The sequence below is a fragment of the Streptomyces sp. NPDC042346 genome (assembly GCF_055581845.1).
On sequence record NZ_JBVJEH010000001.1, the window covers coordinates 842,700 to 866,544 of the forward strand.

The window sequence follows — 23,845 nt, forward strand, 5'->3', positions numbered from 1 at the left end:
TGTGCCCCGGACGGGTCAGAGGTACGGCTCAGGGGCGGGCGTCGGCCGGCGGGCGGCGGTGCTCTGCGGCGAGCCGCTCCAGCTCGGGGACGATCCCGGCCGGGGTCGGGTCGGCGAAGGTCTCGTCGCGCAGCCGCTGCGCGGCGGCGGTGACCGAGGGGTCGTCGAGGATGCGGACGACGGCGTCCCGCACGGCCTGCGGGGTGAGGTCGGCCGGCGGCAGGAACACCCCGGCGCCCTGCTCCGCGACGGCCCGCGCCTTGACCGGCGCGTCCCACAGCTCGGCGAGCATGACCTGCGGCACCGCGTTGATCACGGCCGTCGCGTAGGTGCCCGCACCGCCGTGGTGGATGATCGCCGAGCAGCTCGGCAGCAGCGCGTGCATCGGCACGAAGTCCGTGAACCGGGTGTGCTTCGGGTAGTTGCGCACCTCGGCGCGCTGGCTCGCGTCGAGCGTCGCGATCAGCTCGATGTCGAGGTCGGCGAGCGCCTCCAGGATGTCGCCCTGCGAGACGCCGTCGCCGCCGAGGACCTCGCGCGCCGAGACGCCGAGGGTCAGACAGACCCGGGGCCGCGCCGGCGGCTCGCTCAGCCAGTCGGGCACGACCGACGTGCCGTTGTACGGGACGTACCGCATGCCGACGGTCGGCAGGCCGGTGTCGAGGCGCAGGCTCGGCGGCGTCGGGTCGACGGTGAACTGACCGGTGATCAGCTCCTCCTCGAACGACGCGCCGTACCGGTTGAGGGTCCACGTCAGCCACTCGGCGGTCGGGTCCTCGCGGTGCTCGGGCGGCTGCTGGTCCCGCAGCGCCACGAACTTGCGACGGGCGCTGCCCATCACGTCGGGCCCCCACAGGACCCGGGCGTGCGCCGCGCCGGTGACCTGCGCGGCGACGGCGCCCGCGTAGGTCGTCGGCTCCCACAGCACCAGGTCCGGCTGCCAGGACCGGGCGAAGTCGACCAGGTCGTCGACCATCGAGTCGTTGTTGGCGAGCAGATAGAAGTACGGCGCGAGGATCGCCTCGATGCCGAGGGCGTGGTCCCAGTCCAGCGGCTCCGGACGGGCCTCGTCGAAGGCGATCGCCGGGTGGTTGGGACGCGGCTCGCCCGCCATCCGCACCCGGTACTCGTGGATGAGGTGGTCGGTGCCGACGGGCACCGCGGCGAGCCCGGACCCGGTGATGGTGTCCGTGAGCGCGGGCTGGCTGGCGACCCGCACCTCGTGCCCGGCGGCGAGCAGCGCCCAGGCCAGGGGCACGAGGCCGTAGTAGTGCGTGTGATGTGCGAACGAGGTCAGCAGGACGCGCATGGCGTCGTTGTCCTTCCTGCCGGTGGAGGGGCGGGGCGGGGTGGGGCGACGGCGGCGGACCGCGCCCCGGTGTCTCAGGCGCTCACCGGGACGCTCAGCGGCCCGCGGCCCACGGGGGCACGGCGGGGACGGAGCACGGGCCCGGCCTGCCGCAGCCCCGGGAAACGGCCCGCCAGGGTCCGCAGTGCCACCTCCGCCTGGAGCCGCACCAGGGACGCCACCGGGCCGTACGGACCGGCGGGGTGCAGCGCGAGGTGCGCGGCGGCGTCGCGGCGCGCGAGGTCGAAGCGCTCCGGGTCCGCGAAGACCTCCGGGTCACGCCCGGCGGCGGCCGTGAGGACGACGACATGGGCGCCGACCGGCAGGCGCCGGCCCGCCAGCTCCGTCTCCGTACGGACCACCCGGGCGTCCAGCTGCACCGGCGGGTCGTAGCGGAGGGTCTCCTCCACGGCGGCCGAGGCGAGCCCGGGCCGTTCGCACAGCTCCCGCCACTGCCCGGGGTGGGCGAGGAGCGCGAGCACGGCGTTGCCGGTGAGCTGGACGGCGGCGGTGACACCCAGCGCCGACAGCAGCGCACCGTGCGGGCCGACGGCGGTGCCCGGAGAGCCGTCGCGGGAGTCACCGGAGGAGCCGGGGCCACCGGAGTCACGGAAGTCACCGGAGGAACCGCTGGGAGAGCCGTCGCGGGAGTCGGTCGCGGCTTCGGCGAGCAGGGTCGCGAGCGCGGCCAGCGCGTCGTCGGCCGCCCGTACCGTCCGCAGGGACTGCGGGGCCAGCAGACTGTCGGACAGCGGCCGGAGCTGCTCCACGAGCGCGCCGAACTCCGCGCGCCGGTCCGCGGCGACACCGAGCACGGCGGCCGTAGCGGCCGTCACCGCCGGGCGGACGAAACCGCCCACCAGCTCGAACGCGTACGCGGCCGACGGGTCCGGCGCGAGGCCCTCCAGCGTCTCCCGGTGGACCCGCTCGACCACGGCACGGTCACCGGACTCCGCCGCCCGGCGCGCCGCCGGCAGCCCCCGCTCGTGCTCCAGCGGGCTGCCCTCCCCGTACGAGAGGACCTGCTGCGGCACGGGCACGCCGTCGGCACCGGACACCCCGAAGTCCGCGGAGGAGAGGATGCCGGCCGCCAGGGCGTGGTCGGCGGTGACCCAGCTGCCGGTCGGACTGAAGGACAGCGGACCCCGGGCGCGCAGCCGCTCGTACTCGGGATACGGGTCGTCCGCCTGGCCGCGCAGCACGGTGGCGTACGGGTCGCCGTTCGCGGCATGGATCCAGTGGATCCCGCGGGTCTCCAGGAGGTGGGTGCCGAGTTCGCGATCGGCCACCGCGCGGACGGTACGGCCCAGCGGGGGCTGCGTGAGCGCCCCCGTCAGGTCGTCGCTCACCGTGGGTTCTGCCATCTCTTCGCCGCTCCTTCGATAAGACTGGTCGGGGGCTGCACGACACGCGGTTCGGGTGCGCAGCGGGTGACGAGCAGGTGGTCGGAGATGTCGTTGCAGATCTCGTGCCACTGGTCGTTGAGGTAGAAGTGGCCGCCGGAGTAGGCGCGCAGGCAGAACGGCCCGCTGGTGTGCCGCCGCCACTCGGCGACCTCGTTCAGCGGCGCCTTCGGGTCGCGGTCGCCGGCCAGGGCCATCACCGGGCAGCCGAGCTTGGGGGTCGGCCGGTGCTCGTACGTCTCCGCGGCCTTGTAGTCGCTGCGCAGCGCCGGCAGCACCATCCGCATCAGCTCGTCGTCCTGGAGGAACCGGTCGTCGGTGCCGCTGAGGCGCCGGATCTCGGCCAGGAAGGCCCGGTCGTCCAGCTGGTGCACGAGCTCGGCAGGCGCCAGGGACGGGGCGCGCCGCCCCGACACGTACAGGCCCTCGGGCCGCACCCCGTGCCGGTGTTCGAGGATCCGGGCCGCCTCGTAGGCGACGGAGGCCCCGAGGCTGTGCCCGAAGAGCGCCAGCCGGCCTTCCTGCCACCAGCGTTCGGTGGCCGCGACCACGTGCTCGGCGAGCTCCTCGACGCTCTCCAGGCACGGCTCGGCGCGCCGGTCCTGGCGGCCCGGATACTGCACCGACAGGGCCTCGACGGAAGGGTGGAGCTCCTCGGAGAAGCGGAAGAAATAGCTGGCGGAGCCGCCGGCGTGAGGCAGGCAGACCAGCCGCACCGTGCTGTTCGGCGACGGGTGGAACCGCCGGACCCACAGGCCGCTGTCCACGTTCAGGGATCTGTCGCTCACTGGTTCGCTCCCTGCGCGGTCCGGAGGGAGGCGTTCTGCTCGATGCCGTCGAGCCACGCCATGACGGCTCCGGCGACGGCGGGCGCGTGGTCCCGCATCATCGTGAAGTGGTCGCCGGGCACGTCCGCGACGGTGTGCGGAAGGTCCCAGTGGGCGCGCCAGTCGCCGCGCTCGTCCGACCAGTCGCCCAGCGGCTCGGAGGCGCGCACCAGGAGGACGGGCGCGCTGCTGCGGCCCGGCCGGGGGCCGGCGAGGAAGTGGGCGTACCGGCCCATGGCGAGCAGCCGCGCGTCGGCCATCGGCTCCAGCTCGCCGGCGAACAGGCCCTCGCCGAGCTGCCTGCTCCATGCCTCGACGGGCTCCTGATGGCCCGGCGGATAGGGGTCGACCAGGACGATCCCGGCGGGCGGGGCGCCGTGGGCCCGCTCAAGGCGGAAGGCGAGCTCGTGGGCGAGCAGGGCGCCGCCGGAGTGCCCGAGCAGGACGACCGGGGCGTCCCCGGCGGCCCGGAGGAGCGCCAGGGCCTGGGCGTCGAGCGCGGTGTCGAGGTCGGCCGGGAGGAGAGCGGTGCCGGTGCCCGTACCGGTGCCGTAGCCGGGCAGGGGCAGCGCGAGGAAGTCCCGCTGCTCCTGGAAGGAGGCGCTGAGCCGCAGGAACTCCTGCGGGCCGCCGTTCGCCGCGGTGCCGGTGCAGCCGACGAGCAGCGTACGGACTCCCGCCCGGTCGTCGGCCGGGGCGCCGGCGAGCAGCACCGGGTCGAGCCGATCCGAGCAGGCCTCGGGCGTGGCGAACTGCGGACGGAACGCCGAGGCTTCGGCGAGCACACCGAGGAACTCGGAGTACCGGCCGTCGTCCACGGCCTGCCGGAACAGGGCGCGGAACATGCCGCCGTCGGCGCCGGACGCGGTGCCGGGGGTGATGCCGGCCGCAGTGCCGGACGTGCGGCGCGGCGCGGGCACGCCCGAGGCGGTGGTCCGCTCCTCCGAGCGGGGCTCGGCGACGGCCCAGCCCCGCTCGGCCAGCTCGCCGCTGACGCGGTCGGCCAGCGCGGCGGGCGTGGGGTGCTCGAACACCGCTGTGGCGGGCAGCCGGAGTCCGGACAGCCGGTTGATGCGGTTACGGAGCTCGACGGCGGTCAGCGAGTCGAAGCCGAGCTCCCGCAGGGGCCGGTCGGCCGCGAGCTCGTCGGGCGTGTCGTGCCCGAGGACGGCGGCCGCCTGCCGCAGCACCATGGCGAGCACGACGCCGCGCCGCCCCTCCTCGTCGAGCTCGGCGGCACCGGGACCCCACACCAGACCCGTCTCGGCCTCGGCCTCGCTGTCGGGAGCGGTGTGGGTGGGAGCTTCGCCGGGGGCCGAGGGGTTGATCCAGTAGGGGCGGTGCTGGAAGGCGTAGGTGGGGAGGTCGGGGTGGGTGGCCGTCGTGGGGAGGTGGGAAGTCCAGTTGATGGGGAGGCCGTTGGCCCAGGCTTCGGCGAGGGAGGTGGTGAGGCGGTGCTGTCCGCCGTTGTCGCGGCGGAGGGTGCCGAGTCCGGTGACGGTTTCGGGGAGGGCCATGGTGAGGACGGGGTGGGCGCTGACTTCGATGAAGTGGGTGAAGCCTTCGTCGGTGGCGAGTGTCTCGACGGCGGGGGCGAAGCCGACGCGGTGGCGGAGGTTGCGGTACCAGTAGGCGCCGTCGAGGGCGGGTTCGGTGATCCAGGCGCCTTCGAGGGTGGAGAAGAACGGCACCTGCGGCGAGCGCGGGGTGAGTCCGGCGAGGACCTTGGCGAGGTCGTCCTCGATGGTCTCGACGTGGGCGCTGTGGGAGGCGTAGTCGACGGGGATGATCCGGGCGCGGATGCCGTCGGCTTCGCAGGAGGTGGCGAGTTCCTGGATCTGGGTCGGGTCGCCGGAGACGACGGTGGCGGTGGGGCCGTTGACGGCCGCGACCGAGAGCCCGTCGAGGTTCTGGATGCGTGCCTGGGTGGCTTCCTCGCTGAGGGCGAGGGAGATCATGCCGCCCCTGCCGGCGAGGTGGGCGGCGATGGACTTGGAGCGGAGGGCGACGACGCGGGCGGCGTCGTCGAGGGTGAGTGCTCCCGAGACGTATGCGGCGGCGATCTCGCCTTGGGAGTGGCCGATGACGGCCTGGGGTGTGATGCCGTGGTGCTGCCAGACCTTGGCGAGGGAGACCATGACGGCGAAGGTGACGGGTTGGACGACGTCGACCCGGTCCAGGGAGGGGGCGCCCGGTGTCTGTCGGACGACGGCTTCCAGGGACCAGTCCACGTACGCGGAGAGTGCGGTCTCGCACTCGGCCATGGCGTCTGCGAACTCCTTTGATACGTCGAGGAGTTCGGCTCCCATGCCGGCCCATTGGGTGCCCTGGCCGGGGAAGACGAAGGCCACGCGTCCGAGGTCGGACGCCGTGCCGCGTACGAGCCCTTCCGGCATCCGCAGCGCGTCCCGCAGGGTCTCTCGGCTGTCGCCGATGGCGACGGCGCGGTGTTCCATCGCCGTGCGTCCGTCGAGGAGTGCGCGGCCCGCCGCGGCCGGGTCCAGGTCCGTACGGCTGTCGGCGTACGCCGCGAGTCGGCTGATCTGGGCGTCGAGCGCGGCCGGGGTCTTCGCCGACACCAGCCACGGGACCACACCGGCGGGGGACTCGACGGACCGCGCCGCCGTCTCGGTGGCCGGGGCCTCTTCCAGGACCACGTGCGCGTTCGTACCGCCGACGCCGAACGCCGACACACCCGCCCGCCGGGGCCGGCCCGGCTGCTCCGGCCAGTCCATGGCCTCGGTGAGCAGGTCGACCGAACCGGCCGTCCAGTCGACCTGGTCCGTCGGCTCGTCCACGTGCAGGGTCTTCGGCAGCAGCCCGTGGCGCATCGCCTGCACCATCTTGATCACACCCGCGAGACCGGAAGCGGCCTGCGTGTGCCCGATGTTCGACTTCACCGTGCCCAGGCGCAGCGGCTGCCCCGGCGCACGTCCCTGCCCGTACGTGGCGAGCAGCGCCTGCGCCTCGATCGGGTCGCCGAGCCGCGTCCCCGTGCCGTGGCCCTCCACGACGTCCACGTCGCTCGACACGAGCCGCGCGTCGGCCAGCGCCTGGCGGATCAGCCGCTGCTGGGACGGGCCGTGCGGCGCCGTGAGCCCGTTGCTCGCACCGTCCTGGTTGATGGCGCTGCCGCGCACGACGGCCAACACCTGGTGTCCCTTGCGCCGCGCGTCGGAGAGGCGTTCGACGAGGAGGACGGCGACGCCCTCGCCCCAGGCGAGGCCGTCCGCCGCCGAGGCGAACCCCTTGGTCCGGCCGTCGGCGGCCATGGCCTGCTGGCGGCTGAACTCGATGAACGCTCCCGGCGTCGCGAGGACGGCCACACCGCCCACGAGGGCCGTCGAGCAGTCGCCGCTCCGCAGGCCCTTCAGGGCGAGGTGCAGGGCGACGAGCGACGAGGAGCACGCCGTGTCCACGGTCACGGCGGGTCCCTCCAGACCGAGGGAGTACGCGATGCGCCCGGAGGCCACGGCGGAGGAGTTGCCGGTGACGACGTACCCGCCGGTGCCTTCGGGAGCGACCCGGATGTCCGGCGCGTAGTCCTGGTAGCCGCATCCCACGTACACGCCGACGTCCGTGCCGCGCACCGACGCGGGGTCGATGCCGGCCCGCTCGAAGACCTCCCAGGAGGCTTCGAGGAGCTGCCGCTGCTGCGGGTCCATGGCGAGGGCCTCGCGGGGCGAGATCCCGAAGAAGCCCGCGTCGAAGCCGGCGGCGTCGTCGAGGAACGCGGCGTTGCGGACGTACGTCGTGCCCTTCCGCCCGGGCTCCGGGTCGTAGAGGGAGTCGATGTCCCAGCCGCGCTCCTCCGGCACGTCGGAGACGAGGTCCTTGCCCGCGGCGACGGCGTCCCAGAGGTCCTCGGGGGACCCGATACCGCCGGCGAACCGACAGCTCATGCCGACGATCGCCATGGGCTCCTGCCGACGGTCGTCCTGGCGGCGGCTCTCTTTGCGGAGTTCTTCGTTCTCCTTGAGAGAGGCGCGCAGAGCGTCCACCAACTGCTCGTTGGAACTCGTCATCTGGGTGTGGTCTTCCGCTCGTGGATGGGGTTGTGGGCGTGTGGGGGGCGTGTGACCTGATGTGTGGGTCAGCTGGTGCGCGGGCCGAGAGCCATCCGGATCAGGGCCTCGGCGTCGAGGTCGTCGATCGACGCCTCCGGCTCCGCGTCCGCCTCCGACTCTGTGCCGGGGCCGGCGGTTCCGCCGTCCGTCCGGCCGGGTGTCGGCTCGGGCTCGATGCCGGTGAGGCGCAGGACGGCGTCGAGGACACCCGCGTCGCGCAGCCGGTCGAGGGGCAGTTCGGCCAGGGCCCGGCGTACCCGCCCCTCCCAGTCGGTGGGGGCGGGGTCGGCCGGCGCGACGTACTCCTGATGGAGGTACGCGGCGAGCGCGGTGGGCGTCGGGTGGTCGAAGACCGTGGTGGCGGGGAGCCGCTTGCCGACCGCAGCCGAGAGCTGGTTGCGGAGCTGCACGGCCGTCAGCGAGTCGAAGCCGAGCTCGGTGAAGGCGCGGCCCGGAGCCACCCGGTCGGGGGAGGGGTGACCGAGTACGGCCGCCGCGTGGGTGCGGACGAGCGCGAGGAGCGCGGGCCGGCGCTCGGCCTCGGGGAGCGCGGTGATCGCGGCCAGCGCCGTCGACTGCCCGGACGCCGCCGAAGCCGTGTCGCCGGGGGCCGCGGTGCCGCCGGCGGGTGCGGCGAGTGCCTGCCGCGCCTCCGGGACGCCGTCGATCAGGAGGCTGGGGCGCGAGACCGTGAACGCGGGCGCGAACCTCTCCCAGTCCACGTCGGCCACGGCGACGAAGGTCTCGTCGTGGCACAGCGCCTTGGCCAGTTCGTCCAGGGCGCGGTCCGGGCTCATCGGGCGGATGCCGCGCCGCTGCCAGTACGCGTCGTCGGCGCCCCGGCCCATGCCGTCGCCCGCCCAGAGACCCCAGGCGACCGAGGTCGCGGTCTCGCCACGGGCCCGGCGCCGGGCGGCGAGGGCGTCGAGGTGGGCGTTGGCCGCCGCGTAGACGCCCTGGCCGCCGCTGCCCCAGACCCCGGCGTTGGAGGAGTACAGGACGAAGGCGTCCAGCGGAGTGCCGCGCAGCAGGTCGTCGAGGACCTGGGCGCCGCTGGTCTTCGCGCCCAGGATGCGGGCGACGTCCTCGGGGCCGGTGGCGTCCAGGGGGTCGCCGCCCGGTGCGCCGGCGGTGTGGATGACCGTGGTGAGGGGTGCGTCGGCGGGGAGGGTGTCGAGGAGGGTGCGCAGGGCGTGGGGGTCGGCGACGTCGCAGGCGGCGATGGTGACGCGTGCGCCGAGGGAGGTGAGTTCGTCGGCGAGTTGGGTGGCTCCGGGGGCTTGGTCGCCGCTGCGGCTGATGAGGAGGAGGTGGTCGGCGCCGTGTTGGGCCGTCCAGCGGGCGGCGTGGCTGCCGAGGGCTCCGGTGCCGCCGGTGATGAGGACGGTTCCGTGGGGCTGCCAGTCGCGGGTGGGGCGGCGTCCGTGGAGGGGGGCGCGGGCGAGGCGGCGGGCGTGAAGTCCTGTTGCCCGTATGGCGATTTGGTCTTCTCCGGTGCTGCCGGAGAGGACGGTCGTGAGGTGGCCGAGCGCGGCTGCGTCGAGCTCCGTGGTGGGGAGGTCGACGAGACCGGCCCAGCGGTCGGGGTGTTCGAGGGCGACGACCCGGCCGAGGCCCCAGAGCATGGCCTGCTCGGGGTCGGCGGGAGTGTCGTGTCGGCCGACGGCTACGGCGCCCCGGGTGACGCACCACAGAGGTGCGTCGATTCCGGCGTCGCCCAGCGCCTGCACCCAGGCGAGAAGGGGCGTGAGTCCGTCGAGGAACGAGACCACACCCGTGAATCCCGCACCGGTCGTCAGCCCGGCGAGCCGGGCGGCGAGCGCCTCGCGGTCGTCGTCCCCGCCCGTCTCCAGCACCTCCACCTCGGCCCCGGCGGCCTTCAGCGCGCCCAGCAGCTCGGCGTCGGGCTCACCACCGGCGGCAACGAGCCACCGGCCGGCCAGGTCCGCCTGCTCGGCGGTCGCCAGCGGCTTCCAGTCGACGCGGTAGCGCCAGTCGTCGGCGGCGCTGGTGGGGGCGGCGCTCTGGAGCCAGTAGCGCTCGGTCTGGAAGGCGTAGGTGGGGAGGTCGGGGTGGGTGGCCGTCGTGGGGAGGTGGGAAGTCCAGTTGATGGGGAGGCCGTTGGCCCAGGCTTCGGCGAGGGAGGTGACGAGGCGGTGCTGGCCTCCCTGTTCGCGGCGGAGGGTGCCGAGTCCGGTGACGGTTTCGGGGAGGGCCATGGTGAGGACGGGGTGGGCGCTGACCTCGATGAAGTGGGTGAAGCCTTCGTCGGTGGCGAGGGTTTCGACGGCGGGTGCGAAGCCGACGCGGTGGCGGAGGTTGCGGTACCAGTAGGCGCCGTCGAGGGCGGGTTCGGTGATCCAGGTGCCTTCGAGCGTGGAGAAGAACGGCACCTGCGGCGAGCGGGGGGTGAGCCCGGCCAGGACCTCGGCGAGCTCCTTCTCGATGATCTCGACCTGCCGGCTGTGGGAGGCGTAGTCGACGGGGATGATCCGCGCGCGGATCCCGTCGGCCTCGCAGGCGGCGGCGAGTTCCTCGATCTGGGTCGGGTCGCCCGACACCACAGTGGCAGTGGGCCCGTTGACTGCCGCCACCGACAACCCGTCGAAGGCCGTGAGTCGTTCGAGGGCGGCGCTCTCGCTGAGGGCGAGGGAGATCATGCCGCCCTTGCCGGCGAGGTGGGCGGCGATGGACTTGGAGCGGAGGGCGACGACGCGGGCGGCGTCGTCGAGGGTGAGGGCTCCGGCGACGTACGCGGCGGCGATCTCGCCTTGGGAGTGGCCGATGACGGCCTGGGGTGTGATGCCGTGGTGCTGCCAGACCTTGGCGAGGGAGACCATGACGGCGAAGGTGACGGGTTGGACGACGTCGACCCGGTCCAGGGAGGGCGCGCCCGGCGTCTGTCGGACGACGGCTTCCAGGGACCAGTCCACGTACGCGGAGAGTGCGGTCTCGCACTCGGCCATGGCGTCTGCGAACTCCTTTGATACGTCGAGGAGTTCGGCTCCCATGCCGGCCCATTGGGTGCCCTGGCCGGGGAAGACGAAGGCCACGCGTCCGAGGTCGGACGCCGTGCCGCGTACGAGCCCTTCCGGCATCCGCAGCGCGTCCCGCAGGGTCTCTCGGCTGTCGCCGATGGCGACGGCGCGGTGTTCCATCGCCGTGCGTCCGTCGAGGAGTGCGCGGCCCGCCGCGGCCGGGTCCAGGTCCGTACGGCTGTCCGCGTACGCCGCGAGCCGCCCGATCTGCGCGTCGAGCGCGGCCGGGGTCTTCGCCGACACCAGCCACGGGACCACACCGGCGGGGGACTCGACGGACCGCGCCGCCGTCTCGGCGGCCGGGGCCTCCTCCAGGACCACGTGGGCGTTCGTCCCGCTGATGCCGAAGGAGGAGACCGCCGCGCGGCGCAGTCCGCCGTCGTTCTTCTCCGGCCAGTCCCTGGCCTCGGTGAGGAGCTCGACCGTGCCCGCCGACCAGTCGATCTGGTCCGAGGGCTCGTCCACGTGGAGGGTCTTCGGCAGCAGCCCGTGGCGCATCGCCTGGACCATCTTGATCACACCGGCGACACCGGCCGCCGCCTGGGTGTGCCCGATGTTCGACTTCAACGCGCCCAGCCTCAGCGGCTGTTCGCTGCTGCGCTCCTGCCCGTACGTGGCGATGAGCGCCTGCGCCTCGATGGGGTCGCCGAGCCGCGTCCCCGTGCCGTGCGCCTCGACGACGTCCACGTCACCCGCCGCGAGCCGGGCGTCCGCCAGGGCCCGCCGGATCACGCGCTGCTGCGACGGGCCGTTCGGTGCCGTCAGGCCGTTGCTCGCGCCGTCCTGGTTGACCGCGCTGCCGCGTACGACCGCGAGCACCCGGTGCCCGTTGCGCCGCGCGTCCGACAGGCGCTCCACCAGGAGGACTCCGGCGCCCTCCGCCGGGCCGAACCCGTCCGCCGAGGTGGCGAACGCCTTCGACCGGCCGTCCGAGGCCAGCCCGCGCTGCCGGCTGAACTGGACGAAGAGGTCCGCGTTCGGCATGACCGTGACGCCGCCGGCGAGGGCCATGTCGCACTCGCCCTTGCGCAGGGCCTGCACCGCGAGGTGCAGGGCGACGAGCGACGACGAACACGCCGTGTCCACCGTCAGGGCCGGCCCGTCCGTACCGAGGACGTACGCGATACGGCCGGACAGGAAGCCCAGCGCCGCGCCGCTGACCAGGTGGCCCTCCAGCTCCGGCGACTGCACGGCCGTGCTCTGCCCCGAGGTGTAGCCGGTGTGCCAGCCGCCGACGAAGACGCCGAGGCCGCTGCCCTTCAGGGACGTCGGGTCGATGCCCGCGTGCTCGATCGCCTCCCACGCGGTGGTGAGGGACAGCCGCTGCTGCGGGTCCATGGCGAGGGCCTCGCGCGGCGAGATCCCGAAGAAGTCGGCGTCGAACTCGCCCGCGTCGTGCAGGAATCCGCCGGACCGGCAGTACGTCCTGCCGGACGCGTCCGGGTCGGGGTCGTACAGGCCCTCCACGTCCCAGCCCCGGTCCTCCGGGAACTCCGAGATCGCGTCCCCGTCCCCGGCCACCAGCCGCCACAGGTCCTCAGGCGAGGCGACACCGCCCGGCAGGCGGCACGCCATGCCCACGATCGCCACCGGCTCGTGCGTGCGTCCCTCGATCTCGCGCAGACGCTTGGTGTTCTGCTGCAGCTCGGCGGTGACGCGCTTGAGATAGTCGCGGAGCTTGTCTTCGTTGTTCGCCATGGCTCCCGTTCTCGCCTGTCCGTTCCGTGTGTGTGGGGGCTGGTGGTGCCGGTGGTGCCGGGGGTGTTGGTGGTGCCGGTCGTGGAGGTCAGACGTCGGAGTCGCCCAGCTCCCTGTCGATGAAGGAGAAGAGGTCGTCGTCGGACGCGTCGTCCAGGTCGGGGGCGTCGTCGGCGCCGTCGTCCCCGAGGGCCGCGGCCAGCGCCCTGAGCCGGGCGGCGAGCTCCGGACGGCCGCCGGCGGCGGGTGCGAGGGAGGCGAGTACCCCCTCCAGCCGGTCGAGTTCGGCGAGGGCGGCCGTGGTCTGCCGGTCCGTCGCCGAGCCGGTCCCTCCGGAACCGGAGCCCGATCCGGGACCGTCCGTCCAGGACCCGCCCGCGCCCGCGGCGAGTTCGTCGAGCAGGTGCCCGGCGAGCTCCCCGGGGGTCGGGTGGTCGAAGACGAGCGTGGCCGGGAGCCGCAGGCCGGTGGCGGCGTTGAGGCGGTTGCGGAGTTCGACGGCGGTGAGGGAGTCGAAGCCGGTGTCGCGGAACGCGCGCTCGGTGTCGACCCGGCTCGGGGTGCCGTGTCCGAGGACGGTGGCCACGTGCGTACGGACGAGGTCCCGCAGGTGCGCGGCCCGTTCGTCCGGCGTCATCGCGGCGAGCCGCCCGGCGAGGTCCGTGTCCGCCTCGCCGGGGCCGCCGGTGGCGGTCCTGCGCTGGTTGACCGGCGTGCCGCCGGGCCGCGACCCGCGGGTGAGCCCGCTGAGCAGCGGCGCCAGCATGCCGTCGCGCTGCTGGGCGCGGAGTGCGGCAACGTCCAGGGCGATCGGGACGAGCGCCGGGTCGTCGCGGCGCATCGCCGCGTCCAGGAGGGACAGGGTCAGCGCGCTGTTCATGGGCGTCGCACCGGAACGGGCGAGCCGCGAGCGGTCCGTGTCGCTCAGTCCGCCGGTCATGCCGCTGTTCTCGGCCCACAGGCCCCAGCCGAGGGAGAGGGCGGGGAGCCCGGCCGCCTGTCGGCGGAACGCGAGGGCGTCGAGGGTGGCGTTGGCCGCCGCGTACGCGCCCTGGCCCGCGCCGCCGAAGGTGGCGGCGGCGGAGGAGAACATGACGAACGCGGCCAGGTCGGCGTGGGACGCCGTGGTCAGCTCGTCGAGGAGGAACGCCGCGTCGACCTTGGGGCGCAGGACGTGCTCGACGTCCGCCGTCGTCATCGACGGGACGGTGCCGTCGGACAGGACGCCTGCCGTGTGGACGACGGCGGTCAGCGGGTGCTCGGCCGGGATTCCGGCCAGTAGGTCGGTGAGGGACTCGCGGTCCGCCACGTCGCACGCGGCCACCGACACCACCGCTCCCAAGCCCTCCAGCTCGGCCACGAGCTCTCCGGCACCCGGAGCGTCGGGGCCGCGACGGCTCACGAGCAGCAGACGCCGCACACCCCACTCGCTCACCACATGGCGCGCCACGATGCCGCCCAGCGCGCCCGTGCCGCCGGTCACCAGGACGGTTCCCTCCGGGTCGAGCCCCGACGGCAGGGTGAGGACGACCTTGCCCGTGTGGCGGGCCTGGCTGACGTGCCGGAAGGCGTCGCGGGCGCGGCGGACGTCCCAGGTGGTGACGGGGAGGTGCTGGAGCACCCCGCTCTCGAAGAGGGCGAGGACCTCGTCGAGCATCTCGCCGATCCGCCCCGGCCCGGCCTCGCCGAGGTCGAAGGCGCGGTAGCCGACGCCGGGGTGGTCGGCGGCGACCTTCTCCGCGTCGCGGACGTCGGTCTTGCCCATCTCCACGAAACGGCCGCCCGGGCCGAGCAGGCGCAGCGAGGCGTCGACGAACTCGCGGGCGAGCGAGTTCAGGACGACGTCCATGCCGCCCCCGGATCCGGTCCCGATCCCGGACCCGGTCCCGGACCCGGTCCCGCTGGGTGCGGAGGTGCGGAACGCGGTCTCGAAGTCGAGCGTGCGGGAGGAGGCGATGTGCGCGTCGTCCAGGCCGAGGCGGCGCAGGGCCTCCCACTTCCCGGGGCTCGCCGTGCCGTGGACCTCCACGCCCCAGTGCCGGGCGAGCTGCACGGCGGCCATGCCCACGCCGCCGGCGGCGGAGTGGACGAGCAGGCGCTCGCCGGGCTTGACGTCCGCCAGGTCGCGCAGGGCGTAGACGGCCGTCAGGAACACCACCGGTACGGAGGCGGCCTGGGCGAACGTCCACCCTTCGGGCATCCGCGCGACGGTCCGGGCGTCGGCGACGACGGCCGGGGCGTACGCGCCGGACAGCAGGCCCATGACGCGGTCGCCGGGGGCGAGGTGCGTCACGCCGGGGCCGGTCGCGGTGACCACACCGGCACCCTCGGTGCCCATCAGCGCCGGATCGGGGTACATGCCGAGGGCGATCAGGACGTCGCGGAAGTTGAGACCGGTGGCCCGTACGGCGATGCGGACCTGTCCCGGACCCAGCGGTTCAGGGGCGAGGGAGTCGGCGTCGCCGGGTACCGCGGCCAGGCTCTCCAGGCTGCCGTCCGTACCGGGCTCCAGGCGCCAGAGGGCCGGAGCGGCGGGAAGCGGCAGGGCGGCGAGGCCGTCGGACGCGGCGGGCGCGGTGGCCCGGGCCAGACGGGGGACGAAGAGCGCGCCGTCCCGGACGGCGAGCTGCGGCTCGTCGGAGCCGAGGGCCGTCGCCAGGGTCTCGCCGAGAGCGGCGTCCCCGGAGGCGCCGAGGGCGGAGTTCCCAGCGGCGCCGAGAGCGACGTCCCCTGAGGTGCCGAGGGCGGCGTTCCCTGAGGTGCCGGGGGTGGTGTTCCCCGCGGTGCCGAGGTCGAGCAGGGCGAACCGGCCCGGGCTCTCCGTCTGCGCGGACCGGCCGAGACCCCACACGGCGGCCTGTCCCGTCGACCGCAGCGCGTCGCCGGAACGGGCGGCGACCGCGTCACGGGTCACGAGCACCAGCCGCGCGTCGCCGAACCGGTCGTCCGCGAGCCAGGCCTGCATCAGCGCGAGCGCCCCGTGCAGGGCCTCGCGGACGTGCTCCGGCCCACCGGGGCCGGCAGCGGGGCAGGCCGCCAGGACGGTCGTCGGGGCCGGGGTCTCGCCCCGGTCGACGGCCTGCGCCAGGGCGGCGAGGTCCGGGAAGGGCAGGACCTCGGTGCCGCCGGCGCGCAGCGCCTCGGCGAGGCCGTCGGCGTTGGCGTCGGCGCCCAGCACGACCGCGCCGGGCAGCGCCTGCGCGGCACCGTCCCAGGCGGTCCACTCCAGGACGTGCAGCGCGTCCGGCGTCGGGTCGCTGAGAGCCGCCAGCTGCGCGGGGTCGACGGGAAGCACCGTGAGGGAGTCCGCGGCGAGCACCGGCTGCCCGGTGGCGTCGGAGGCGGTCAGGGACACGGTGTCCGGGCCGACGGGGGCCAGCCGCACCCGGAGGGCGGTGGCGCCGACCGCGTACAGCGAGAGCCCGCTCCAGGCGAACGGCAGTCGCGTGCCCTCGCCGAACGCCCCGCCCGCACCGGCCGCCTGCACGGCGGCGTCCAGCAGTGCCGGGTGGAGACCGAACCGCGCGCCCTCGGCGCCGGCGGCCTCGGTCGGCAGGGCCACGTCGGCGAACACCTCGTCGCCACGCCGCCAGACGCCACGGACGCCCTGGAAGACGGGGCCGTAGCCGTAGCCGCGCGCCGCGAAACGCTCGTACAGACCGTCCACGTCCACCGGCTCGGCGCCCGGCGGCGGCCAGGCCTCCGTGTCGGCGACGGGGGCGGGGGTGGTGCCGTGCGCGCGGGCGGCCAGGACACCGGTGGCGTGGCGCGTCCACACCGCCTCGCCCGGCGCGTCCTCGGGGTGCGCATACAGGCCGAACGTCCGGCGACCGGACGCGTCGCTCGCGCCGACGGACACCTGCACGCGGACCGCGCCGCGGCGGGGCAGGACGAGCGGCGCGTCGAGGGTGAGCTCCTCGACCAGATCGCAGCCGACCTGGTCCCCGGCCCGGAACGCCAGCTCCACGAAGGCCGTCCCCGGCAGCAGCACGGTGCCGGACACCGCGTGATCGGCCAGCCAGGGGTGCGTACGGAGGGAAAGGCTCCCCGTCAGCAGGCAGCCGTCGGAGTCCGCGAGCGGAACGGCCGCACCGAGCAGCGGGTGCTCGGCCGCCCCGAGACCGGCGGAGGTGATGTCACCGGCGGCGGAGGGGTTGGGCTGCGGCCAGTAGCGCTCGGTCTGGAAGGCGTAGGTGGGGAGGTCGGGGTGGGTGGTGGTCGTCGCGGGGAGGAGAGCATTCCAGTCGACCGTGAGGCCGTTGGCCCAGGCTTCGGCGAGGGAGGTGGTGAGGCGGTGCTGTCCGCCGTTGTCGCGGCGGAGGGTGCCGAGTCCGGTGACGGTTTCGGGGAGGGTCATGGTGAGGACGGGGTGGGCGCTGACTTCGATGAAGTGGGTGAAGCCTTCGTCGGTGGCGAGGGTTTCGACGGCGGGTGCGAAGCCGACGCGGTGGCGGAGGTTGCGGTACCAGTAGGTGCCGTCGAGGGCGGGCTCGGTGATCCAGGCGCCTTCGAGCGTGGAGAAGAACGGCACGCGAGGGGCCTGAGGGGTGAGTCCGGCGAGGACCTTGGCGAGGTCGTCCTCGATGGTCTCGACGTGGGCGCTGTGGGAGGCGTAGTCGACGGGGATGATCCGGGCGCGGATGCCGTCGGTCTCGCAGGTGGTGGCGAGTTCCTGGATCTGGGTCGGGTCGCCGGAGACGACGGTGGCGGTGGGGCCGTTGACGGCCGCGACCGAGAGCCCGTCGAGGTTCTGGATGCGTTCCTGGGTGGCGGTCTCGCTGAGGGCGAGGGAGATCATGCCGCCCTTGCCGGCGAGGTGGGCGGCGATGGACTTGGAGCGCAGGGCCACGACACGCGCGGCATCGTCGAGGCTCAGCGCACCGGCGACGCACGCGGCGGCGATCTCGCCCTGGGAGTGCCCGATGACGGCCTGCGGCGTCACACCGAACGCCTGCCAGACCCGCGCCAGCGACACCATGACGGCGAAGGTGACGGGCTGGACGACATCCACGCGCTCCAGGGAGGGCGCCCCCGGCGTCTGTCGGACGACGGCCTCAAGCGACCAGTCCACGTACGCGGAGAGCGCGGTCTCGCACTCGGCCATCGATTCCGCGAACTCCTTTGATACGTCAAGGAGTTCGGCGCCCATCCCGGCCCACTGCGTGCCCTGGCCGGGGAACACGAAGGCGACCCGGCCGACACCGGAGGTGACGCCCCGGACCAGACCCTCGGGTGCGGCCAGTGCCGCCGCCAGGTCGTCCCGCCCTGTGCCGATCGCGACGGCCCGGTGCTCGAACTGGGCACGTCCACCGGCGAGTACGCGTGCGACGGCGCCCGGATCGACGTCCGTACGGCTGTCGGCGAACGCGGCGAGCCGCCCGATCTGCGCCTCCAGCGCGCCCGGAGTCTTCGCGGACACCACCCACGGCACGACACCGCCGACCGACGGCTCGGCGGCCGGGGTCTGCTCGTCCGCCGGGGCTTCCTCCAGTACGACGTGCGCGTTCGTGCCGCTGATGCCGAAGGAGGAGACCGCGGCGCGGCGCAGTCCGCCGTCGTTCTTCTCGGGCCAGTCCCTGGCCTCGGTGAGGAGCTCCACCGCACCCGCCGACCAGTCGATCTGGTCCGAGGGCCTGTCCACGTGGAGGGTCTTCGGCAGCACGCCGTGGCGCATCGCCTGGACCATCTTGATGATGCCGGAGACGCCGGCGGCGGCCTGCGTGTGCCCGATGTTGGACTTCAACGACCCGAGGTGAAGGGGCTGTTCGGCGTCCCGTCCCTGCCCGTAGGTGGCGAGGAGTGCCTGTGCCTCGATGGGATCGCCGAGCCGGGTGCCCGTGCCGTGCGCCTCGACGACGTCCACGTCGTTCGGCGTGAGGCGGGCATCGGCCAGGGCGCGCCGGATGACGCGCTGCTGCGACGGGCCGTTCGGGGCCGTCAGGCCGTTGCTCGCTCCGTCCTGGTTCACGGCGCTGCCGCGCACGACCGCGAGCACCCGGTGCCCGTTGCGTCGCGCGTCCGAAAGGCGCTCGACGAGGAGCATGCCGACGCCCTCCGATGGGCCGAACCCGTCGGCCGACGCGGCGAACGCCTTCGACCGGCCGTCCTCCGCGAGCCCACGCTGCCGGCTGAACTCCACGAAGGTCGTGGGCGTCGACATGACGGTCACGCCGCCCGCGAGCGCCAGCCCGCACTCGCCCTTGCGCAGGGCCTGCACGGCGAGGTGGAGGGCGACCAGCGACGACGAGCACGCCGTGTCGATGGTGACCGCCGGGCCCTCAAGGCCCAGCGTGTACGAGACCCGGCCCGACATGATGCTGGCGGCGTTGCCCGTACCGACGTAGCCCTCCAGGTCCTCGGCGGTGTTGCGGAGCAGCGGCTCGTAGTGGGGGCCGTTGGTGCCCGCGAAGACGCCGACCTGCTGTCCCCGCAGGGAGGTCGGGTCGATCCCGGCGTCCTCGACGGCTTCCCAGGAGGTTTCGAGGAGGAGGCGCTGCTGCGGGTCCATGGCGAGGGCCTCGCGGGGCGAGATCCCGAAGAAGTCGGCGTCGAACTCGCCCGCGTCGTCCAGGAATCCGCCGGCGCGGCAGTACGTCCGCCCGGACGCGTCCGGGTCCGGGTCGTACAGCCCCTCGACGTCCCAGCCGCGGTCCTGCGGGAACTCGGAGATCGCGTCCCCGCCGCCCGCGACGAGCCGCCACAGGTCCTCAGGCGAGGCGACGCCACCGGGCAGGCGGCACGCCATGCCCACGATGGCGACCGGCTCGTCGGTGACGCCGCTGTCCGCTGGCACCGGCTCGGCGCCGCCGGCCTGCTCGCCCAGGATCTCCGCGAGGAGGAAGTCCGCGAGCGTCCGGGGGGTCGGGTAGTCGAAGACCAGGGTGGCCGGGAGGGCCAGGCCGGTGGCGTTCTTGAGGCGGTTGCGGAGTTCGACCGCCGTCAGCGAGTCGAAGCCGAGGTCACGGAAGGCCCGCCCGGTGTCGACGGCGTCCGGGGAGGGGTGGTTGAGGACCACGGCCAGGTGGTCGCGGACCAACTCCTGGATGCGACGCTGCTGTTCGGCGCCGGTGAGGCCGGCCAGCTCGCGGCTCAGGAGGGTGTCGTCGGTGGCGGTCGGCGTCTGCTGCTCGTCGAGCGCACGGCGCGCCTCGGGCAGGTCGGCGAGGAGCGTGCTCGGCCGGGCCGTGGTGAAGCCGGGGGCGAAGCTCGCCCAGTCGACGTCGGCGATCGTGACGGCGGTGTCGCCGTGGCCGAGCGCGGTGTCGAGGGCGGTGAGCGCCGTCGCGGGGGCGAGGGGGCGCAGGCCGAGACGGCGCAGCCGCTCGCCGGTCGCGCCCTCGGTGACCGCGCTGCCCTCCCAGGGGCTCCAGGCCACGGAGGTCACGGTGGGGCCGTCGGCCCGGTGCTGACCGGCGAGGGCGTCGAGGAAGGCGGTACCGGCGGCGTACGCGCCCTGCCCGGCGCCGCCCCAGATCGCGGCGACGGAGGAGAAGAGGACGAGGACGGGCGTACGGTGTCCGGCCGCGGCGGCCTCTCCGGCCTTCCCTGCTCCCCCGGCCTTCCGCAGGAGGTTGTCCAGGTGCAGCGCGCCGGCGGCCTTCGCGGTCACGACGCGGGCGAGCGCGTCCGGGTCGGTCGCGGCGAGCGGGTCGGAGCCGACCGTCGGCGGCAGGTGCAGGACGGCGCTGAGCGGGTGCTCGGCGGGGACTTCGGTGAGCAGGCGTGCGACCGCGTCCGCGTTCGTGAGGTCGCAGGCCACGACGGTGGCCTCGGCGCCCAGGTCCGCGAGCTCGGCGACGAGGTCGGCGAGGTCCGTGTCCACGCCGGAGTCCGTGGTGCCGGAGGGGACGGTGAGGAGGAGGTGTCCGGCGCCGTCACGGGCCAGCCGGCGCGCGGCCTCGGCGGCCGCCGGCTCGTCGGCGCCGGTGACGAGCACCGTGCCGTCGGCCTGCCACCACGGCGCGGCCGTGCCGTGGGCGGCGAGGGGGGCGCGGACCAGACGGCGGGCGAGCAGCCCGGAGGCGCGTACGGCGACCTGGTCCTCGCCCGTACCGCCGGCGAGGACCGTGGTCAGACGGTCCAGGGCCGACCGGCCGGCGTCCGTGAGCAGGTCGACGTCCGTGAGCAGGTCGGTGTCGGCGGGCAGGCGGGTGTCGGCGAGTCGGCCGGTGTCGGCGGGCAGGTCGATCAGGCCGCCCCACCGCTCGGGGTGCTCGAGCGCGGCGACCCGGCCGAGGCCCCACACCATGGCCTGGGCGGGGGAGGTGACGTGGTCGGCCCGGCCGACGGACACCGCGCCCCGGGTGACGCACCACAGCGGGGCGCCGACGCCGGCGTCCTCCAGTGCCTGCACCAGGGTGAGGGTGGCGCCGGTGCCCCGGGTGAAGGGCGCGGGGTGAGCGGGGTGCGCCCGCTCGTCCCACGCCAGCAGCGAGACGACGCCGTCGACGGCCCCGCCGGCCGCCAGGGCCTCCTCCAGCGCCTCCGCGAGTCGCTGTCGGTCGCCCAGCGCGGACACGTCCAGCTGTACGGGGTCGGCGCCGGCGCCGGCCAGCGCGGCGAGCACCGGGGCCGCCTCGGAGGAGTAGCCCTCGGGGGTGACGACGAGCCACCGGCCGGACAGCCCGGTCCCGGCGGCCTGCTCGGCGACGGCGAGGCGCTTCCAGTCGAGGCGGTAGCGCCAGGAGTCCTGCACGGAGCCCTGGACGGCGGGGGAGTTGTGGAGCCAGTAGTGGCGGCGCTGGAAGGCGTACGTGGGGAGGTCGGGCTGGGACGTGGCGGCGGGGAGGAAGGGCGCCCAGTCGACGGGGAGGCCGTTGGCCCATGCTTCGGCGAGGGAGGTGACGAGTCGTTCCAGGCCGCCGTTGTCGCGACGCAGGGTGGCCAGACCGGTGACGGTTTCGGGGAGGGCCATGGTGAGGACGGGGTGGGCGCTGACCTCGATGAAGTGGGTGAAGCCCTCGTCTGCGGCGAGTGTCTCGACGGCGGGTGCGAAGCCGACGCGGTGACGCAGGTTCCGGTACCAGTAGGCACCGTCCAGAACGGCGTCGGTGATCCAGCCGCCTTCGAGCGTCGAGAAGAACGGCACCTGCGGCGAGCGCGGGGCGAGCCCGGCCAGAACCTCGGCGAGCTCGCTCTCGATGGTCTCGACGTGGGCGCTGTGGGAGGCGTAGTCGACGGGGATGATCCGGGCGCGGACTCCGTCGGCTTCGCAGGAGGTGGCGAGTTCCTGGATCTGGGTCGGGTCGCCGGAGACGACGGTGGCGGTGGGGCCGTTGACGGCCGCGACCGAGAGCCCGTCGAGGTTCTGGATGCGTGCCTGGGTGGCGGTCTCGCTGAGGGCGAGGGAGAGCATGCCGCCCTTGCCGGCGAGGTGCGCGGCGATCGACTTGGAGCGCAGGGCCACGACACGCGCGGCGTCGTCCAGGCTCAGCGCACCGGCGACGCACGCGGCGGCGATCTCGCCCTGCGAGTGCCCGATGACGGCCTGCGGCGTCACACCGTGGTGCTGCCAGACTCGCGCGAGCGACACCATGACGGCGAAGGTGACCGGCTGGACGACATCGACCCGCTCCAGCGAAGGAGCACCGGGCGCCTGCCGGACGACGGCCTCCAACGACCAGTCCACGTACGGCGCGAGCGCGGCCTCGCACTCGGCCATCGCGTCCGCGAACTCCTTCGACACGTCGAGGAGTTCGGCGCCCATCCCGGCCCACTGCGTCCCCTGGCCGGGGAACACGAACGCCACGCGTCCGAGGTCGGACGCCGTGCCGCGTATCAGCCCCTCCGGAGCGGCTAGCGCCTGAATGAGGTCGTCTCGCCCGGCGCCGGTCGCCACCGCGCGGTGCTCGAACTCCGCACGCCCAGAGGCCAGTACGCGCGCCACCGCACCCGGGTCCACGTCCGTACGGCTGTCGGCGTACGCCGCGAGTCGGCTGATCTGGGCGTCGAGCGCGGCCGGGGTCTTCGCGGAAACGAGCCACGGGACCACACCGGCGGGGGACTCGACGGCCCGCGCCGCCTCGCCGGCCGGGGCCTCCTCCAGTACGACGTGCGCGTTCGTCCCGCTGACGCCGAACGACGAGACCGCCGCCCGGCGCAGTCCGCCGTCACCCTTGTCCGGCCAGTCCATGGCCTCGGTGAGGAGCTCCACCGCACCAGCCGACCAGTCCACCTGGTCCGTCGGCTTCTCCACGTGGAGGGTCTTCGGCAGCACGCCGTTGCGCATCGCCTGGACCATCTTGATGACACCGGAGACGCCGGCCGCGGCCTGCGTGTGCCCGATGTTGGACTTCAACGAGCCGAGCCGCAGCGGCTGTTCGCCGTTGCGTTCCTGCCCGTACGTGGCGAGCAGGGCCTGCGCCTCGATGGGGTCTCCGAGCCGCGTGCCCGTGCCGTGCGCCTCGACGACGTCCACGTCGCCCGGCGTCAGACGGGCGTCGGCAAGCGCCCGCCGGATGACCCGCTGCTGCGACGGGCCGTTCGGGGCCGTCAGGCCGCTGCTCGCACCGTCCTGGTTGACGGCGGTGCCCCTGACCACGGCGAGCACCCGGTGACCCTTGCGCCGCGCGTCCGACAGGCGCTCGACGAGGAGCACGCCGACGCCCTCGGACCAGCTGGTGCCGTCCGCCGTCGACGAGAAGGACTTGGACCGGCCGTCCGGTGCCAGGCCGCGCTGGCGGCTGAACTCCACGAAGGTGCTGGGCGTCGACATGACCGTGACGCCGCCGGCGAGGGCCATGTCGCACTCGCCCTTGCGCAGGGCCTGCACCGCGAGGTGCAGGGCGACGAGCGACGACGAACACGCCGTGTCGACCGTGACCGCTGGGCCCTCAAGGCCGAGCGTGTACGCGACCCGGCCCGAGGCGACGCTGCCGGAGTTGCCGGTGCCCAGGTACCCCTCGATGCCCTCGGGGACGTCCGTGAGCCGGGTGGCGTAGTCGTGGTACATCACGCCGGTGAACACGCCGACCGACGTGCCGCGCGCGGTGGCCGCCGGGATGCCGGCGTGCTCGAACGCCTCCCAGGACGCCTCCAGGAGGAGGCGCTGCTGCGGGTCCATGGCGAGGGCCTCGCGCGGCGAGATCCCGAAGAAGTCGGCATCGAACTCGCCCGCCTCGTACAGGAATCCGGCCTCCCGGGCGTAGCTCTTGCCCGTGGCCTCCGGGTCCGGGTCGTACAGGCCCTCCACGTCCCAGCCGCGGTCCTGCGGGAACTCCGAGATCGCGTCCCGGCCGCCCTCGACCAGGCGCCACAGGTCCTCAGGCGAGGCGACACCGCCCGGCAGGCGGCACGCCATGCCCACGATCGCCACCGGCTCGCCCGCCTTGGCCTCCAGCTCGCGGAGGCGGCCGCGGGCCTCGTGGAGGTCTGCCGTGGCACGACGCAGGTAGTCGAGGTACTTCTCTTCGTTCACCGTGGACACGCTGTCCCCTTGAGTTCCTGGAGGCGCCCGAGGCGCGCA

General features: G+C 74.4%; 6 protein-coding genes. All 6 read right to left on the bottom strand.

Translation table 11 applies throughout. The features are described from left to right. Positions 1-28: 28 nt before the first annotated feature. The 6 genes from ACZ6K0_RS04080 to ACZ6K0_RS04105 all read right to left on the bottom strand — a co-directional run bounded on the left by ACZ6K0_RS04080 (position 29) and on the right by ACZ6K0_RS04105 (position 23,806). A complete protein-coding gene (locus tag ACZ6K0_RS04080) occupies positions 29-1,309 on the bottom strand; it encodes an activator-dependent family glycosyltransferase (protein WP_469229643.1) in 1,281 nt (426 codons plus the stop codon). 74 nt (positions 1,310-1,383) lie between these two features. Further along, a complete protein-coding gene (locus ACZ6K0_RS04085) occupies positions 1,384-2,712 on the bottom strand; it encodes a cytochrome P450 family protein (protein WP_469229645.1) in 1,329 nt (442 codons plus the stop codon). Continuing rightward, positions 2,694-3,539 carry a thioesterase II family protein gene (locus ACZ6K0_RS04090; protein WP_376401939.1) on the bottom strand — a complete coding sequence of 282 codons (846 nt, stop codon included), beginning with the start codon at positions 3,537-3,539 and terminating at the stop codon, positions 2,694-2,696. The genes ACZ6K0_RS04085 and ACZ6K0_RS04090 overlap by 19 nt, the downstream gene beginning before the upstream one ends. Next, a complete protein-coding gene (locus tag ACZ6K0_RS04095) occupies positions 3,536-7,603 on the bottom strand; it encodes a type I polyketide synthase (RefSeq protein WP_469574980.1) in 4,068 nt (1,355 codons plus the stop codon). Before ACZ6K0_RS04095 ends, ACZ6K0_RS04090 begins: the two co-directional genes overlap by 4 nt. Before the next feature lie 68 nt (positions 7,604-7,671). Beyond that, positions 7,672-12,381, bottom strand: a complete 4,710-nt coding sequence (locus ACZ6K0_RS04100) for a type I polyketide synthase (protein WP_469574982.1) — start codon at positions 12,379-12,381, stop codon at positions 7,672-7,674. An 88-nt stretch (positions 12,382-12,469) separates the two neighbouring features. Next, a complete protein-coding gene (locus tag ACZ6K0_RS04105; RefSeq protein ID WP_469227974.1) occupies positions 12,470-23,806 on the bottom strand; it encodes an SDR family NAD(P)-dependent oxidoreductase in 11,337 nt (3,778 codons plus the stop codon). Between the last annotated feature and the right edge of the window lie 39 nt (positions 23,807-23,845).

Bases quoted from the DNA above. Each gene is read 5' to 3' on its own strand.
- ACZ6K0_RS04080 (WP_469229643.1), bottom strand. From the start codon at position 1,309: ATGCGCGTCCTGCTGACCTCGTTCGCACATCACACGCACTACTACGGC.
- ACZ6K0_RS04085 (WP_469229645.1), bottom strand. From the start codon at position 2,712: ATGGCAGAACCCACGGTGAGCGACGACCTGACGGGGGCGCTCACGCAG.
- ACZ6K0_RS04095 (WP_469574980.1), bottom strand. From the start codon at position 7,603: ATGACGAGTTCCAACGAGCAGTTGGTGGACGCTCTGCGCGCCTCTCTC.
- ACZ6K0_RS04100 (WP_469574982.1), bottom strand. From the start codon at position 12,381: ATGGCGAACAACGAAGACAAGCTCCGCGACTATCTCAAGCGCGTCACC.